The sequence below is a fragment of the Flavivirga eckloniae genome (assembly GCF_002886045.1).
Classification (GTDB): Bacteria; Bacteroidota; Bacteroidia; order Flavobacteriales; family Flavobacteriaceae; genus Flavivirga; species Flavivirga eckloniae.
The window spans coordinates 273,000-289,204 of record NZ_CP025791.1; the positions used below are offsets into that span (position 1 = coordinate 273,000).

At 32.1% G+C, this 16,205-nt stretch carries 17 protein-coding genes; 8 read left to right on the forward strand and 9 right to left on the reverse strand.

What is annotated here, in order from left to right:
- Positions 1-493: 493 nt before the first annotated feature.
- Positions 494-1,123: a peptidase associated/transthyretin-like domain-containing protein gene (locus tag C1H87_RS01130; RefSeq protein WP_102754056.1), complete on the reverse strand. Its 630-nt coding sequence runs from the start codon at positions 1,121-1,123 to the stop codon at positions 494-496.
- 365 nt (positions 1,124-1,488) lie between these two features.
- Positions 1,489-3,333: a T9SS type A sorting domain-containing protein gene (locus tag C1H87_RS01135; protein ID WP_102754057.1), complete on the reverse strand. Its 1,845-nt coding sequence runs from the start codon at positions 3,331-3,333 to the stop codon at positions 1,489-1,491.
- 523 nt (positions 3,334-3,856) lie between these two features.
- Between C1H87_RS01135 and C1H87_RS01140 the strand changes: the two genes are divergently transcribed.
- Positions 3,857-4,768: a peptidoglycan DD-metalloendopeptidase family protein gene (locus C1H87_RS01140; protein ID WP_102754058.1), complete on the forward strand. Its 912-nt coding sequence runs from the start codon at positions 3,857-3,859 to the stop codon at positions 4,766-4,768.
- Positions 4,769-4,778: 10 nt separating this feature from the next.
- Here the strand turns inward: C1H87_RS01140 and C1H87_RS01145 are convergent, their stop codons facing one another.
- On the reverse strand, positions 4,779-5,519 hold the full coding sequence (locus tag C1H87_RS01145) for a motility-associated ABC transporter substrate-binding family protein (protein WP_102754059.1): 741 nt from the start codon (positions 5,517-5,519) through the stop codon (positions 4,779-4,781).
- Positions 5,520-5,521: 2 nt separating this feature from the next.
- Positions 5,522-6,148 (reverse strand): family 16 glycoside hydrolase, encoded by a 627-nt coding sequence (locus tag C1H87_RS01150; protein WP_102754060.1) that lies wholly within the window; start codon positions 6,146-6,148, stop codon positions 5,522-5,524.
- 134 nt (positions 6,149-6,282) lie between these two features.
- Between C1H87_RS01150 and C1H87_RS01155 the strand changes: the two genes are divergently transcribed.
- Positions 6,283-7,563, forward strand: coding sequence for a hypothetical protein (locus C1H87_RS01155; RefSeq protein WP_102754061.1), 1,281 nt, complete (start codon positions 6,283-6,285; stop codon positions 7,561-7,563).
- A 20-nt stretch (positions 7,564-7,583) separates the two neighbouring features.
- On the opposite strand, the gene C1H87_RS01160 is transcribed toward C1H87_RS01155, so the two are convergent.
- The 4 genes from C1H87_RS01160 to C1H87_RS01175 form a co-directional block, all read right to left on the reverse strand.
- Positions 7,584-8,630 (reverse strand): glycosyltransferase family 9 protein, encoded by a 1,047-nt coding sequence (locus C1H87_RS01160; RefSeq protein ID WP_102754062.1) that lies wholly within the window; start codon positions 8,628-8,630, stop codon positions 7,584-7,586.
- 190 nt (positions 8,631-8,820) lie between these two features.
- Positions 8,821-9,885 (reverse strand): alkene reductase, encoded by a 1,065-nt coding sequence (locus tag C1H87_RS01165; protein ID WP_102754063.1) that lies wholly within the window; start codon positions 9,883-9,885, stop codon positions 8,821-8,823.
- A 10-nt stretch (positions 9,886-9,895) separates the two neighbouring features.
- On the reverse strand, positions 9,896-10,354 hold the full coding sequence (locus tag C1H87_RS01170) for a RidA family protein (RefSeq protein ID WP_102754064.1): 459 nt from the start codon (positions 10,352-10,354) through the stop codon (positions 9,896-9,898).
- Positions 10,355-10,421: 67 nt separating this feature from the next.
- Positions 10,422-10,997, reverse strand: a complete 576-nt coding sequence (locus C1H87_RS01175) for a TetR/AcrR family transcriptional regulator (protein ID WP_102754065.1) — start codon at positions 10,995-10,997, stop codon at positions 10,422-10,424.
- A gap of 171 nt (positions 10,998-11,168) precedes the next feature.
- Between C1H87_RS01175 and C1H87_RS01180 the strand changes: the two genes are divergently transcribed.
- The 6 genes from C1H87_RS01180 to C1H87_RS01200 all read left to right on the forward strand — a co-directional run bounded on the left by C1H87_RS01180 (position 11,169) and on the right by C1H87_RS01200 (position 15,223).
- Positions 11,169-11,708, forward strand: a complete 540-nt coding sequence (locus tag C1H87_RS01180) for an RNA polymerase sigma factor (RefSeq protein ID WP_233783287.1) — start codon at positions 11,169-11,171, stop codon at positions 11,706-11,708.
- Entirely contained in the window at positions 11,705-12,259 is a 555-nt protein-coding gene (locus C1H87_RS01185) for a hypothetical protein (protein ID WP_158655083.1), read from the forward strand. The genes C1H87_RS01180 and C1H87_RS01185 overlap by 4 nt, the downstream gene beginning before the upstream one ends.
- Positions 12,237-13,325 carry a DUF4097 family beta strand repeat-containing protein gene (locus C1H87_RS01190; RefSeq protein WP_158655084.1) on the forward strand — a complete coding sequence of 363 codons (1,089 nt, stop codon included), beginning with the start codon at positions 12,237-12,239 and terminating at the stop codon, positions 13,323-13,325. Before C1H87_RS01185 ends, C1H87_RS01190 begins: the two co-directional genes overlap by 23 nt.
- A 324-nt stretch (positions 13,326-13,649) precedes the next feature.
- Complete coding sequence (locus C1H87_RS01195; protein WP_102754068.1) at positions 13,650-14,312, forward strand: hypothetical protein; 663 nt, start codon at positions 13,650-13,652, stop codon at positions 14,310-14,312.
- A complete protein-coding gene (locus tag C1H87_RS23250) occupies positions 14,302-14,460 on the forward strand; it encodes a hypothetical protein (RefSeq protein ID WP_158655085.1) in 159 nt (52 codons plus the stop codon). Before C1H87_RS01195 ends, C1H87_RS23250 begins: the two co-directional genes overlap by 11 nt.
- A gap of 31 nt (positions 14,461-14,491) precedes the next feature.
- On the forward strand, positions 14,492-15,223 hold the full coding sequence (locus C1H87_RS01200; RefSeq protein WP_102754069.1) for a GIN domain-containing protein: 732 nt from the start codon (positions 14,492-14,494) through the stop codon (positions 15,221-15,223).
- 155 nt (positions 15,224-15,378) lie between these two features.
- Here C1H87_RS01200 and C1H87_RS01205 read toward each other — a convergent pair whose 3' ends face one another.
- Positions 15,379-16,200, reverse strand: a complete 822-nt coding sequence (locus tag C1H87_RS01205) for a DMT family transporter (RefSeq protein WP_102758132.1) — start codon at positions 16,198-16,200, stop codon at positions 15,379-15,381.
- Positions 16,201-16,205: the final 5 nt, after the last annotated feature.

Consider the following 16,205-nt stretch of genomic DNA (forward strand, 5'->3'; position numbering starts at 1 on the left):
TTACTCGGCTTAATCCTGACCTAATTATAAAATAAATAAAAAAGAATAATAAACAGCCGAAGATTATTTTCTTAGACCGTTTATTAACTTCTATTATATGTTCTTTTTATACAATAATAACAACGAAAGCTATTAATTGACCACGTAGATAATTGCCTGTTTATGATTATATTATGTTTAAGGCTTGGTTAATTTGGAAGATTTCAAATATATAAAAAAAATCTGACAACAAATGTTTTATTTTTCTATAAATATTTTTGATTACTTAATTCCTTTTAAAAGCATCTTTTAAGTAATGCTTACTGTTATTATAAACCAAAAAAGCTGTCTATAAAGTATATAACTGTATACTTTATAGACAGCTTTTTATTTTAAATATCTAAGTTGTAAATCAAGGATAGTTAAGCAATATCCAATATATACCTAAGCTCCTTTTAATATTTTGAAGCTACTCAATACTTTAAAACAAAGTCTGTTTAAGAAACGTTTGAGATTAATAAGATTCTACAATTTCTTTACCAAGAATAATATCTCTTTTGGCTACAAATAGTCCTTCTTTTTTATCCAATTTAAGGACTCTATCACTCTCTTTATCAACTTTAATACGTGTACGACGAGACGTATTTAATAAAGGGTCGTTATTAAAAAGAAATGATTCTATTTTGTATTCTGGTTTACCAGGTTCTTTAACTATTGGTAGTATTTGTTTAAGCTCATTACCATATATATACTTACCAGGAATAAAAGTGTAAAATGTATAACGTCCGTCTGCATCGGTTTTTATCCAGCCTCTATGGTGTACATAACGTTTCTTGTTATGTCTCTTTAATTCAAAATCCCCATTTTCATCGGCTTGATGTATAAAAAGAAGGACGTTCTTTGCTGGAGTTACCCCATCACTTTCGTAAATGGTACCAACTATTTTTAGTTTATTTCGCTTTGATACGAAATCTGGTATGGTATCTACATTATTTAACTTCTGCTCTGAGTAATCATAAATAGGACTACGCTTTTTAAAATTTTCAGGTTTTTCTTCTGCAATGCTAGCAGATTCTTGTGCAATAACTGTATTAGAAAAGCATGTAAAACATACTAAACATAAAAGTAAGATTAGATTTTTCATAGGACAAATACTTAATAATTTTTTTTAAAATTAAGAGATTATATCCTAAAAAAAATAAAAATCATATGAACGCTTAAATTACACGATGAAATGATTTTGATGGTAAAATTCATCGACGAAATGACCGTATTTTCAACAATTATAGCCGCTATTTTATAAACAACAAATTACAAAATTGATGAATTTTGAGCGTATTTTAATTAAATAACTCATATAAAAAAGAGGTCTAAAAGTTAGGTTTGATGTCATAATTTAGTATACCCACTATCACTATAAATTTGACAAATCAAATATTATGAACTTTTTTAGACCTCTTACGGTATTCGTTACATTTCTTTTAGTATAATTCCCTTATGTTTTTGTGATTAATTTAAAACAACCACTTTTTTCGTCTCTGTACCTTGGTCTGTATGAATAACAACAAGGTATACACCTTCATTAAATATACGGCCAGATACTTGTGTCTCATTTTCAATAATTTTTTGTGTATGAATAACATTTCCTAAAATATCGAATACCTCAAGTTTTCCACGAACCAATTTTTGAGAAAGCACCACGGTTAAATCCTCCCCCGAAACTAAAGGATTAGGATATGCCTTCAATGCATTTTCTAGATCAGTAGTGTCAACTCCAAGGGTAGAACAAGGGTCTGAACTAACTATGGGCATCGTATCATTAAGATGATATGGCCCATGCCAGAAAGGCGTATAAAGCGCTGAATATGCTGAATAACTTGACGGGTATGTTGTATAGAACACTGGGCGGGTCCAGACTGAAGGAAACTGATTTCCTCTTTCTATAATATTGTGCCCTAAAGTCTGTAAACCAACCTCTAACCCATCATCTTCATTACCATCAATAAATTGGTTGTTCTCTATAATAATATCTCGAAGCCCTTCCACAGTAAGACTATTTCCATCATCTTGTGGTGCAACTTGAAGGTGCCAACTATATTGAGCTCCTGCTCTTCCAAATGTATTATTGTGAATCCTTACGTATTGTGTGTTAGGCAATATCCTTGTGGTGGTTCCTGCATTGAATAAAGAATGATCTGCTGGCCAATGATCAATACCATTTGCCATTAATTTGAAATCGGTACGTATTAGTTCCGTGGCTGGTCCGGTAAGCAAATTATGACCAACAACCGATTTATAGGTGCCAAAGATTCTAAGTGTATGTTCTTTTGCTTGCTCAGACCTGTTACCCAATACGGCAACGTGATGTGCTAAACCTGCAATGGCATTTTGATAACCTGTTGGATCTCCTAACATATTTACATGATTTTCTACTACGAATATAAAACCTGGATGTTTCCAATCTTCAGGAGAAGAAGCACCACGTTGCTGTCTAGCATATTGTTCATTAGCAGCTCCAAATACGATATTAGCACCATCGCCAATAACATCATTTTGATATATTAACAGATTATTGAACATTAATCTTTGTGCGATAAATGGTGTATTTAATCCTTGTACTACGCCATTTTCTGGTGGTGTAGCTGCATTGTCCTCATCCATATCAACCACTACCTGTGTTACTATTGGTTTTTCACCAGAACCAAAGCTTCCTAAATGAAAATTACTGCGATGCATTATCCTTATTCTACCAAGGCTTGTAAAATCATCACCAGCTTTAAGTAAATACCGCTTATTACTTTCCCATACAGGCCATGAAGTAACATTACTTATTTGCTGTGCACCACTTGGAGCGCCTGTAAAATCTGAGCCTGTTGATATCACAACAGTATTCGTATTTGCATAAAAAATATCTGAATCAAGAACTGTGATTGTCACGGATGCATCTGACGAGCTACCATTCGGATTAATAACACGAACATTTACAGTATAAACACCAGGAGTATCGAACACATGACTCGCAATAGGTCCACCAGTTTCTCTATTCTTGCTTAGTCCACTATGAGTCCATGTACCACTAGAACTGTCATCAAAACAAAAGGAATACCCTAATTGTCTAAAGGTATCTAAAGAAGTATCTGTGTCAGTTGTCATAGTCGCGTCAAAAATAACAGATAAAGGAGCTGGCCCTGTTGATCTACTTGCAGTTATATGCGCTACAGGGTTTGCCTGTGCATGATATGACATAAACGTGCACAGTATAAAAGTAATAGATTTAATACCTATAAATTGATTTCTGGCATTGATAAGATAATTAAAGACTAAGGGTAGTCTTTTCAAAAGTAGGTTTTTCATGATTAATTAATATTTGGGATTAAAACTAGAACACATAAGGGGGCATCCTATATGATTCTAGAAGATTTATTCTATAATTTGTTAATTTTTGAATGCATGCTTATTTATGTACTTCTTTCAAAGTATATAACAGCTTACTTTTATTTTTTCCTACCCCTGTATTAATAACAATTTAAGAGCATCTTTTTTTTTCTAAAACACCTATCTGTTTTATATGTTGATATACAATATGTTATAAAAAAAATGCTTCACCCAATTAAGAACGAAGCAATTCATATAATACAAGTAAAAGCAAAATTGCTTTTATTTTCCCTTTTGAAAATTCACACTTTTAAAACAATCTTAATTTTTAGCTCTTTTTAATCAATTAGTCTAAAATATTTCACGTTTTAACTAACATATTTCTCCTCTTTAAACTCTAACAGTATATTAACACGTGTTTCTAATATTTTTATATAAATTCGCCCAGCGAAAAATTAAAAGGCATAACAAGGCTATTTTTTGGAGGCATTGAATTTTTAATATGAAATTTCTAACGACTTTATTCTTCTTAGTTCTATCTATTTTTAGTTTCGGACAGGATTACCCAACATCGACTGAATTAACCGATTATTCAGATTTCCCATTTGCTAAAACAGCTACAAAGGTTAAACCTTCTAAAAGCACCCGTAGACTTTTAGATATAACTAAAAAACACTGGGACACTACAGTATATAACCCTTATAAGAATGTAAAGGTTGATTTTCCTGTAGAGATTAAATTTGATGATAGTACATACTCCTCTCCTATTAATATTAAAAAAGTAGTAACATCCCGTTATGGTTGGCGAAGAGGAAGAGCCCATAGAGGTATTGATATAGATCTTGTTACGGGAGATAGTGTGGTATCTATGTTCGATGGCATAGTGCGTTTATCCAGATATACCAGAGGACATGGAAGAACTGTAATAGTAAGGCATTATAATGGTCTCGAAACTGTTTATGCCCACTTATCCAAATATGCGGTTAAGGCTAATGATACCGTAAAACAAGGACAACTTCTTGCCTACGGAGGGGCTTCTGGTAATGCCCGAGGAAGCCATTTGCATTTGGTTATTAACTATAAGGGTAAATCGATAAACCCAGAGTATTTATTTGATTTTAGCGACGAAAATACTGTACGCGCCAAAAGTATTTGGGTAACAAGCAACTGGGCTAAGCCAGGACTTCACAGTTCTAAAAAACAGACAAAGCTTCAGGTTTTGCATACTAAAGAAGAAGCTATTGCAAGTTTAGATAAACGTAAGGAAGTTTATATAGTTAAGCGTGGTGATACCTTATCTGGAATTTCTTCAAAGAATAATATATCTGTTGCAACCATATGCAGAACCAATCGTATTAGAAAAACTACTACCTTACGAATTGGCCAGAGATTAATTCTTGAATATACATTTTAAAAGTTTAATACTATTCGAGTAACCATTTAAATACGCTTTGCATAAATTCTTGACATTGATAATTACTCACGTCTTTCCAAGTTGTCATATATAAAGAAATCATGCCATCACCCATCACGACTATTTTTCCTTTACCAACCTCTTTATAAACTCCAAAAGGAAATGCTTTAGTTTGATTACCGTAACAGAAAGGTACACCACCTTTTACTATACGCCCTCCATGGTACGATAATTTTAAAGATTCTTTTGTTATAGTTCCTTTAGTTGTATACCCTCCAGAAAGGGAGTCGGGTATTTTCCCTTCATAACTAATGTCAAAACCTTCTAATATGTCATTAACGTTTGTTTGCTTTAGCGACGACCAATAATCGACATCCATAGTTAAAAACAAACTCCCTCCTTTCTTAACATACTTTTGAATGCTCTTTACTTCTTTTTTAGAATATTGTGTAGATGGTATATGAATAAATAAAACATCTGTTTGCTTTAAATCATCATAGGCTATTTCATTTTGTGCATAAACTAATTCGCCATTAAATTTAGAAACTGTTTTTATCAGTTCATCAGTCATATAATTCACCCTTTTTAACTGCCCGTCATTTTCATTCATCATTTTGGGGTCTTTCCAAAACCGCTGTCCATGCCCTACATCTATTAGTATTTTTGAAGACTCACCTCCTGTTTTTAGTATGCTTACATATGTAAAACACACTATTAATACTGCTGAGTAAATAACTTTGATCATGTTCATAATTAACCTCTTTGAATAACAACATTCTTAAACCATCCTTCTTCACTATCTATCCATAAACCTAATTTACCATCCGTTCTTTCACTTCTTTGATCAACTTCCAAAGATGGCGTTTTAGAGTCGTTTACATAGACTTTTATCTGTGGATATTTAATAACAATTTTTGCATGAAACCAATTGTTAGGATCTGGAACTGGAAATACTGAGTTTTCATACTTTTTAGGAAACTGTTTTCTTAAAACATGCCATGGCTCATTAGGTGCATTTATATATTGTATAGAGTGATCTTTCTTTTCTGGGTTTTTAAAGTTAAAAGGACGAAAATAAACAACATCAAAGTTTGTATCGTCAGAACCATGAAACGCCAAACCAACAAAGCTGTTACCTCTTTCATCTTTACCTTTAATATCTAATTCAATAGTTCCATTTTCAAAATTCATGTCATTAAGCCATAACACAGCACTTTTTTCTGTTGTCTTTTTTAAATGAATGATTTTGTCTTTATAAGTAGCTAGACTGTTAGATGTTGTCCAACTATCTGGTGTAGGCTTTACTACTATTCTTTGTCCGAAAGTATAATTCACAAAGACAAAAAGTGCTAGTACATACATGTATTTTAAATATTTCATTTTTAGTTTTTTTTAGATTTCCCATCAAAACTATTCTACATCTGTTTTTAACACTAAAAAAAAGGCGGTCAAACTTCGGTCATTTTAGCTTTTCAATAAAAAATTGTAGAAGATTGTACTAAATTTGCATGTCTATGGGATACAGTGAATCTGACTATATTGAAATTTGCAAAAAACAGATTGAAGATAAGTTTTCTTTCGGAAACGGGCATGGCTACACACAAAAGGACCTAGAGCTTCTTTCTGTCTATATAGAAGAGCAAATAGGAATAAGTATAAGTTTATCGACCCTAAAAAGGGTTTGGAAAAACAATTTTAAACAAGGACCGCAAATAGCAACCTTAAATGCTTTGGTTGGAATATTGGGCTACAATAATTGGCAACATTTTAAAATAGAAAATAAGAAAGAAGACCATATTCCAAGAAAAAAGCTTCTTAAGCCTTCCCTTTCAAAAAATAAGTTTATAGCTCTTATTGGCATAGGGCTTATTCTTTTAATTTTTGGTTTCTTTATCTTTTCTAAAGAGCAAACTCCAGAGAAAATTGATATTCTTGCTCCCGTTACTTTTAAAGCAGACAAAACACTAACAAAAGGAACTCCTAATACCGTTATTTTTAATTATGATGTAACCAATGTAAAAGCAGATAGTTTTTTTATTCAACAATCATGGAATTCATGGCGAAGAAAAAAGATAGATCCAACTAAAAATATACATTCAGAGATTTATTATGAAGCAGGCTACCATAGAGCAAAGCTAATTGCGAATGATAGCATTATTGCTAAACAAGCGATACACATTCTAAGCGATGGCTGGGAACCTCATATATATTATGATGAATCTGATGATTACTTTATTCATTTTAGAGGAGAATCATTCACTAATAATGGACATTTTAACATCTCTGAGGATTTATTAAGAAAAATGAACGTGGATTTAACCCGAAAGTTTTATACCCGCGTGAGTCACAGTAAAAAGTACAACATCTCCTCTAACAATTTTAGCTTTACAACTAAAGCGAAATTGGATAAAAACATTATTGAAGGTAGAAATTGTGCAAGGCTTAAAGTTTTTATTGTAACCGAAGCACATATTTTTTATGTGAGACTTATACAAAAAGGCTGCGAGGTTTATGGTCAATACAAATTAGGTGAAATTTACAAAGACGGTTCAAACCATGATCTTTCCTTACTAGGAAGAAATCTTTTTGAGTGGCAAAAAATGGAAATACGTGTGCGAGACAAAAGTGCTCAAATTTTCATAAATGATTCTTTAACCTATTCTGAAAAATTTGAAAAGGATTTTGGTGATGTTGTAGGCTTATTTTATATGTTTGAAGGAACCGGTTCTATAGATTATACCAAATTAACCGATGCCGATAACAACATAGCATTCGAAGATGATTTCGAGGAATAGTGTTTTTAACAAACTCTCGTTTAGTTAAGTATCCTATCTATCTCTTTAAGCCAATCATCAATGTTTGTCTCATTAGTATTTAAAGCCACACTACCATTGCCATAAGGCTCGTATATATTTTGATTCGTTACAGAAAAAAAGCCAACCGTAGGCGTTAAAGTGGCACTTGCCAAATGCATAACCCCATTATCTGCAGCAATAAATACGGCAGTGTTTTTAATAATAGCTCCCATTTCTCTAATATTCTTACTATAAAAGTTTGGCGACTTAAACGATATTTTAGAAATATTCTCAATAGGGAGCATTTCTATAACATTATAGTCTGTGTATTTTTCTTGTATACGTGTATATAAGCTTTTCCACCAGTCTTCGGAATAACACTTATTTCCTGTTGCATTGGTATAAATACAAATTGTTTTTTTATCATTTTTAATAATACCGTCCAATATCTTTTTTCCGTTAGCTATTTCTGCCTCAGTTAATTTAATATCTAAAACAGGCACTTCGCTAGTGTTTTTGGGAAACCCTAACTTCTCTAAAAAAAATCTTAAATTATAAATAGGATATTTAGATATGTGCTCATAATCCTTATATGTAGCTTTAATGCTTTCGTCAATATCTCCAAAAACTTTATACGGCGCTCTAGCAAACTGGGTCGACAATCTGCCGGATGATGAGTTTCTATCACCGTTAATAACGAGGTCATAGCGTTTCTTTCTTATCTTTAGCCAGCAGCATCCATAACTCAATAAATGGTTAAAAGGCTTTTTGGGTAATTGAATAATCTTATCGATATGCTTATAATTCTCAAAAACAGGATAAACCACACCTCCTCTTACAAACAAATCAATTTTACAATCGGGGAAAGTATTAATAATTTCTTGTACCAACGGTGTTGATAATAATTGATTTCCCAGTCTGTGGTTTGGTCTGGAAATAAGCACTCTTTTAATTTCAATTTTGCTATTAAAATCTATTTTAGGGTTAGAATAAGAATTTCCTATGTTTTTAGTCAGCCCGTTCATTATGAGCCTTCTAAGCTCATTTACCTTATTAGGTATCTTCATCAAGTTAAGTTAAAATGGTTGTCAGTCGGGCGCAAATTACGAATAAGGTTACTGACAACCAAATTCGTATTAGTTTGATTATGCCTTATAAACATTATCGAACACAGCATATAAAAAAAGGCTTACAAGTGGTTGATTTGTAAGCCCTTTTAAGATATTTTTTATTTTGAAAACAGATCTAGACCTATTATTAATAAGTAGTATAACCCTCTGCTTCTGGCGAGTAAAGCAAATCCATATTAGGATCAACCAATGTTTTATTTAGTTTAATTTGCTCAACAAAATTTGGGTTAGAAATATATGGTCTACCCACATAAACCAAATCGTAGCCTCTATCTATAACAGCATCTGCTTTATTAATATTATTAACGTCTCCTCCAGTAATTACAGTACCATTAAATGTCGTTTTAATTGTTTCAAGAATATCTGCCATTAAATCTGCGTCAAATACTGGTCCTTGGTCCACAATGTGTACATAGGCTATTTTTAATTTTGAAAGCGTTTTAGCTACATAAGTAAACATTAGTTTTACTTCATCATGATGCGCTTCCATATCGTTAAATGCCCCATAAGGAGACAAACGAACACCTACTCTTTCTGCACCAATTTTTTCAACAACTTTCTTTACAATTTCTATTACAAACCGACTTCTATTTTCAAAACTTCCTCCATAATCGTCGGTTCTCTTATTAGATCTTGGATTTAAAAACTGGTTTGGTAGATAACCATTGGCTGCATGAATTTCTATACCATCAACACCAGCTTCATTCACTAACCTAATTGCAGCATTAGCATATTCGTTTTTAGCTATTCCTATGTCTTTAAGAGACATTTCCTTTGGGGTATCATGAGTAACCATCCCTGAGTCTGTAAAAATTTCCCCAGCAGCTTGAACAGCAGATGGCCCAACGGTAAAAGCTCCTTGTGGCAAATTAATCTTTCCAGAAATACGACCACAATGCATGAGTTGAACAAATATTTTACCATCTACTTCATGTACAGCATCAGCTACTTTTTTCCAGCCAGCTATCTGTTCATCACTAAAAGCTCCGGGTATTCTAGGATACCCTAAACCATTAGGCGATGGTGATGTGCCTTCTGTAATTATTAACCCCGCTCCTGCTCTTTGCTTGTAATATTCTGCCATAAGCTCGTTTGGGATATTATTAATAGCCCTACAACGGGTCATTGGAGCCATAACTACTCTATTTTTAAGAGTTAAGTTACCTAATTGATAAGATTCTAATACATTCATTTTTATTAAATTATTTATTAATAGTGAATGTGCAGGTTAAGCCTACACTTAAGTTACCGTAAAGTTTTTCTACGCCAAATATGGCTCTGGAATGTGTTCCTTTATCGCCTAATAGGCTTAGAAATAAATCTGAAGCGCCATTTACTACATCTGGAGCTTCATTCCAATCGCCATAAGATTGATAATACGCATCGAAATGGTTTAGGCCTTCAATATTATTAAACCCAATTTTCTCATCTATTTGAGCTATAACGTTTAGGGCACACATTTGCATGGCTTTATAACCGTCTTCTGTGGTTAATTCGGCTCCCAATCTACCTTTATAATGTAGTTCTCCGTTTATAATTGGAAACTGGATCGCTACATATACAATGCTACCTCTTACATTTACAGATACATACGAACCTCCAGGCGTAGATACCTTTGGAAGTTCAAGATTTAAGGTTTTTAATTTCTCTTTTATAGTCATTATTTATATTAACATTTAAGGTTCAGTAATTTATAATAGACCGGTCGACTAGTAATGAGCAAAAAAATTATAAAATTATTTCTTTAAGAAATTCAATATAAACATCTATAGGTTTACTCGATTTACACGATTTCATTCTTAAAACGGCACCTTCCCAACCAGAAATAACAAAACTAGCCATACTTTCAGGGTTTTTATTTTTTTTAATAACGCCGCTTTTCTGTCCTTCAGCTATACATTCTTCAAAACTTATATCCCAAAGTTTCCACCCTAAATCAATGCCTGCTCTTAGTTTCTCTGATTGATCGGATAATTCTAAACTACAATTTGCCAACAAACACCCTTCCTTAAATTCATTTTTTACATAGTAGTCTCTCATATTTTCGAAAAAAGTAACGATCCGTTCTTTAGGGTTAAGATCGGGATTCTTTAAATAACTATCTAAATTGCAGGAAGAGTTATTAGAATAGTAATTGATTAATTGCAATCCGAAATCTTCTTTACTTTTAAAATAGTAATAAAACGATCCTTTAGGGATATTAGCTGCATCCAAGACCTCTTGAATACCTACATTGTTGTATCCTTTCTTTAATACTAGCTCTGCCCCTATTGCTAAAATATTATTAACAGTATCCTTTTTCATTATATATTAGACCAGTCGTCTACAAAAGTAAGCTTTTTTTAAAACAACAATTTCTTTTTATAAAAAAACTTTTTTTATACCTAAATGCAACCCTTTATTAATTTTGTTGTCTATAATAGTAACTTAGAAAAATAAAAATATTTTTAAGGCAAACCAGAGCTAACAAGATAATTGGAAACCAATATTTTATATACTCATAAACCACTTGTAGAAAAAAGCAAGTTAGGTGACAGAAATGCGCAATACAAACTGTATGAGCTATATGTTGATGGTATGTATAATGTTAGCATGCGCATGATGCATATAAAAGAAGACGCCGAGGATGTTGTACAAGATAGCTTTATTGAAGCCTTTAATAATTTATCGTCGTTTAGATATGAAAGCACATTCGGCTCTTGGTTAAAACGAATTGTAATTAATAAAAGTATTAATCAACTAAAAAAGAAAAAAATACCGATTGTACCCATAGAAAACCAAATGTACCATATTAAAGAGGAAACAATAGATGTTCCGCAAGAACTGGACATAAAAAAAATAACTAAGGGAATTGGATTGTTGCCAACGGGTTACCAACAAATTATAACCTTGTATTTAATTGAAGGTTACGATCATAATGAGATTTCGGACATATTGGGGATAACCCCCTCTACTTCTAAATCGCAATACCATAGAGCAAAGAAAAAACTAATAGAAATTATAAAGACATTATGATGGATGATTTCGAAAAATATATAAAAGAGAACAAAACGCTCTTTGATGTACACAAAGCCGACAAAAGTAAGCTTTGGGCGAACATTGAATCCGGATTAAATAAACCGGAAACTAAAACCAAGACCATTAAATTATGGAATTCCTTCGTGTTTAAAGCAGCTGCCACCGTAGTTATTGCCTTAGGGGTGTTTTCTTTAATTAATACGGTAATGGTTAACAGAGTTAACGAGAACAGCCAAAACAGCTTAGCTATGCAAGAACTAAATGATATTGATTCCCACTACAAAGGTCTGGTAGCTTATCAAGTTAGACTTGTTAACAAGAGTACGCAATTATCCGTTGATGAGAAAAAAGAGTTTTTATCTTTTATGGACGAACTGGATGTTGAGTATGAATTGCTAAAACTGGAACTACAAAAAAATGTAGATAACGAAAGGGTTTTAGAAGCTATTGTAATTAATTACAAAAAACGAATTGAATTAATAGAGAACTTATTAAAGCAAATTAATCGCTCTAAAAAATTGGACAATGATGATGTATACATTTTATAAAAAAATAGCCCCAATCATTTTATTGCTATTAAGTTTTTCAATGTTTTCGCAAGAAGTTCTAACAAAAACTATTGAAGAAACACACAAAATGACAAATGCTGGGGAGTTGCATTTAGAAAACAAATATGGCAATGTTAACCTAAACGGTTGGGACAAAAACGAAATTTCTATAAAAATAGATATTAGTACCAACAATAAAAAAAGAGACAATGCAAAGGAGCTTCTTGATCGTATTACGGCTAATATTAAAAAGGCAAGTGACTATATAAGCATTACTTCTGAAATTTCTGAAAAGAACCCTAGCCTCTTTTCCAAATACTTTAATAAAGTAAATCCTTTTGAATTTGATAAAAGTAATGTTGAAATAAACTATACCATTTATTTGCCTATAAATGCGGAAATTGATATCACAAATAAGTTTGGGGATGTTATTATCGAAAATTGGACTGGAAAATTAAAAGCCAATGTAGAACACGGCGATTTATGGCTTAACGATGCTATTACCAATGCAAGAATAGATATGAGATTTGGTAAACTACGAGGCAGATCGATTACTTACGGAACCATTAATTTAAAGAATGGTGATATAGACATTAAATCGTCTAAAGTCCTATTAATGAGAACTAGTGGTACTAAAATTGAAATCGATAATGTTACAGATCTAGAACTTATTTCCAGCAAAGATGAAATAATAATTCAAAATGTTGAAAAGATTCAAGGGGAACTAAACTTTTCAAACGTCCAAATAGAACATGTTAAGGAAAAGATAAGCCTTAACTTGAAAGTTGCCGAGCTACGTGTTGCCAACATAGAAACCCCCAATGCCTTTGTTACAATAGATCAGGAATCATCAGATATCAATATTGATATTACCGGACTATCTTTTACCTTCAATGCCACACTAGAACAAGGTTTATTAAGGTTGCCAAAAACGTTTTATAATATTGAAAATAATGTTATCGACAAAGGCAAAAGAATACGTGAAATAAATGGTTCCTACGGAACATCTACTTCTGGAGTTTTCGCCTTCACTGGAAAAAAAGGTATCATTATTTTAAAAGAATAATCCCCTTTTCCAAAAAAAATAAAGCTTAAACAAAAACAGCTCAAAATACAATGAACATAAAAAGCATTAATGTTTCCTTTTATAAACATCCAAACTTATTAAGATCGATTAATGATATTGTTTTTTTTTATTGTTAGCGTTTTTTGAGAACTCCTGTTTTGGGTACTATCCAAGGCAGGAGTCATTTACAAAAAAGCATTATAGTTTTAAAAAGGAATACATATCTCATCAAAAAAATAGACCATTATTAAAAAAAATTATTTCCAGATGCAACCAATTAAAAATTACGATGTCTATACATATAGAAACTTAAATAGGATTACAATGAAACTCTCAACTACTATTCTTTTATTACTACTGTTTAGTATTCTAAATAACTTAAACGCTCAAGAATCTAAAGATTATATAGAATTTAACGACCGTAGAAATATGGTACACGGCGTATACCTGGGTTTAAACCTTAACTATGGAGAAATTGATAAAGCAGAAAGCTTCTCCTCTGCTTTTAAAGTGGCATATGTTGCCAATCAGCAATTTGAAGTCGGTTTTATTGCTGTTGGTTTTTATGGAGATTTAAACAGAGTTGGATTAGACGGAAACTCCAAAGATATAGGAGGGTTTTACGCTGGTTTACACTTAGAGCCCATACTATTTAGTAAATCTAAAGTAAACCTATCGTTTCCATTACTTATTGGAGGCGGTGCTGCAGCCTTAATAGAAGATAATACTGAAGAAGAGGTTGTTCTTGAAGATGACGATTGGGAACATCTTTTTGTTGCCGAACCTGGCGTTAATGTACTTTATAATATAAACCGATATATACAAATAGAAGCTGGTATAAAATATAGACTTACTAGTAAATTAGACTTTGACCCCGAGTACAATATTAAGAGAATCAATGGATTTTCTGGCGGAATAGGATTAAAAGTTGGTGTGTTTAACATGGGCAGAAATCGCTACAAAAAGAAATTAAAAAATGACAATTAAGAAAAAAACAAACGGCATGAATTCACAATATGTGCATTCCAAAAACAACAAAGTTTTTATAAAAATCGATAAAGAATCCAGTGAGTGGTATCCCATAAACTTTCAATGGATTCCTATTGTTGAACTTAACAAAAACATGAATAAATAGTTTGAAAATCATATTAATATCATTAATTAAAATGAAAAAAATCAATTTTATAGCCCTGACGCTCCTTTTTGGATTCATGACTTTATCATCATGTACTATAGATGTTATACGGGTAGATTCAGACGACTACATAACTACTCGAGATATTGATATTACCAATTACTCATCGGTAGAAATAGCTAATGGGTTTACGGCTCGCATTAAATTTTCCAACACAGAAGAGTCTATCAAAATAGAGGCTAATCATAATTTACACAATTATATTGTAGCCACTAAAAGAGATAATAAGTTGGTTATTCGATTTAAAAACAATTATGTAATTAGAGGTGAAGAAACACTTAATGTATATATTACCACAAAGTCTATTAATAATTTTACCGCAACTGCAGATTCTCAAATTTATTTAGACGATCTGTTAGTAGAAGATAACGTGAAAGTAAAAATAAGTGCAGATAGTGAGTTTTCTGGCGATATATATGCAGATTATTTATATTTATCGGCTACGGCAGATTCTAATATAGATTTAACCGGTTCGGTAAATATTCTGGATGCAAACCTTTCTGCAGATTCCAACCTTTATGGTTATGGTTTACAAGTTAAAGATTTAAAAATGAAAATGGTTTCAGATTGTGATACACATATTACGATAAACAAAACGATCGATATTGAAGCTGTTTCAGGCTGTACGCTAAGTTATAAAGGTAATGCAACTATTGTTCATCAAATAGTAAAAGCTGATTCTAGGGTTATTAGAGTGGATTAGAAATTCATTTTCTTGTTTCGAAATTATCCATCCAATTAAATTTAATTTGCTTTGTAATTTAGAAAACAAAATTTAAGTAGCCCTATCTTAATTTAAAACAAATAAGATAGGGCTTTAAATATGTTTTAACCGAAATAACAATGAAATTACGCTTGTTATTTTCTTTGTGATCTCCCTTTGTAAATGATATTAAGTATCAATCCTGTTACAATTAATGCAATACCTAATAAACTCCAAAATGTATAGTTTTCACTAAAAATAAAAACACCAAATAACACAGTGTAAAGCACTTCTAAATATTTAAGTGGTGCTACCTGATTTGTAGATGCAACCTGAAAAGCTTTGGTCATGAACAGCTGTCCAAAATAACCAAAAACCCCTAAGCCAAAAAGCATTAGCCATTCAAGTCCTACAGGTGTTACCCAACCTTTTATAGATAAAAGACCTCCAACAATTGTTGAAATAATCATGAAATAATTAACAATTACCACCGGATGATCATTCTTACCTATTTTACTGATGGTAATGTATACCAGCCCGCTAAAAATGGCGGAAATAAATGCAAGCAACAAACCATAAGTATTAATCTCGGTATCTAGACCTTTTAAAACCACCACACCGCCAAAGGCCATGGCAAAAAAGAGCCATTGTACAGGTTTTACCTTTTCACTTAATAAAAACACTGCAAAAATAGCAGCAAAAATGGGTGCCATATAACGTAATGAAACAGCAGTACCTATAGGCAAATGTTTTGTAGACATAAAGAAAAATGCCATAGAAGTCACCCCTACCAATCCTCTTATAACTAAGAGTTTTTTCTTGTTTCCGCCAAATGGAATCTTGTTTTTTATTAAAAAGGTAAAAGTAAACACCAGAGAACTTACAGACCTGAAGAATACAATTTCGAAGGCATTAATATGTACAAGATGTTTAACAATAGCATTCATACATGCAAATGCTAATGTACTAATAAGCATAAATT

Bases quoted from the DNA above. Each gene is read 5' to 3' on its own strand.
- C1H87_RS01155 (WP_102754061.1), top strand. From the start codon at position 6,283: ATGGGATACAGTGAATCTGACTATATTGAAATTTGCAAAAAACAGATT.
- C1H87_RS01205 (WP_102758132.1), bottom strand. From the start codon at position 16,200: ATGCTTATTAGTACATTAGCATTTGCATGTATGAATGCTATTGTTAAA.
- C1H87_RS01140 (WP_102754058.1), top strand. From the start codon at position 3,857: ATGAAATTTCTAACGACTTTATTCTTCTTAGTTCTATCTATTTTTAGT.
- C1H87_RS01200 (WP_102754069.1), top strand. From the start codon at position 14,492: ATGAAAAAAATCAATTTTATAGCCCTGACGCTCCTTTTTGGATTCATG.
- C1H87_RS01170 (WP_102754064.1), bottom strand. From the start codon at position 10,354: ATGACTATAAAAGAGAAATTAAAAACCTTAAATCTTGAACTTCCAAAG.
- C1H87_RS01145 (WP_102754059.1), bottom strand. From the start codon at position 5,519: ATGAACATGATCAAAGTTATTTACTCAGCAGTATTAATAGTGTGTTTT.
- C1H87_RS01175 (WP_102754065.1), bottom strand. From the start codon at position 10,997: ATGAAAAAGGATACTGTTAATAATATTTTAGCAATAGGGGCAGAGCTA.
- C1H87_RS01185 (WP_158655083.1), top strand. From the start codon at position 11,705: ATGATGGATGATTTCGAAAAATATATAAAAGAGAACAAAACGCTCTTT.
- C1H87_RS01165 (WP_102754063.1), bottom strand. From the start codon at position 9,885: ATGAATGTATTAGAATCTTATCAATTAGGTAACTTAACTCTTAAAAAT.
- C1H87_RS23250 (WP_158655085.1), top strand. From the start codon at position 14,302: ATGACAATTAAGAAAAAAACAAACGGCATGAATTCACAATATGTGCAT.
- C1H87_RS01190 (WP_158655084.1), top strand. From the start codon at position 12,237: ATGATGATGTATACATTTTATAAAAAAATAGCCCCAATCATTTTATTG.
- C1H87_RS01160 (WP_102754062.1), bottom strand. From the start codon at position 8,630: ATGAAGATACCTAATAAGGTAAATGAGCTTAGAAGGCTCATAATGAAC.
- C1H87_RS01130 (WP_102754056.1), bottom strand. From the start codon at position 1,123: ATGAAAAATCTAATCTTACTTTTATGTTTAGTATGTTTTACATGCTTT.
- C1H87_RS01135 (WP_102754057.1), bottom strand. From the start codon at position 3,333: ATGAAAAACCTACTTTTGAAAAGACTACCCTTAGTCTTTAATTATCTT.
- C1H87_RS01195 (WP_102754068.1), top strand. From the start codon at position 13,650: ATGAAACTCTCAACTACTATTCTTTTATTACTACTGTTTAGTATTCTA.
- C1H87_RS01150 (WP_102754060.1), bottom strand. From the start codon at position 6,148: ATGAAATATTTAAAATACATGTATGTACTAGCACTTTTTGTCTTTGTG.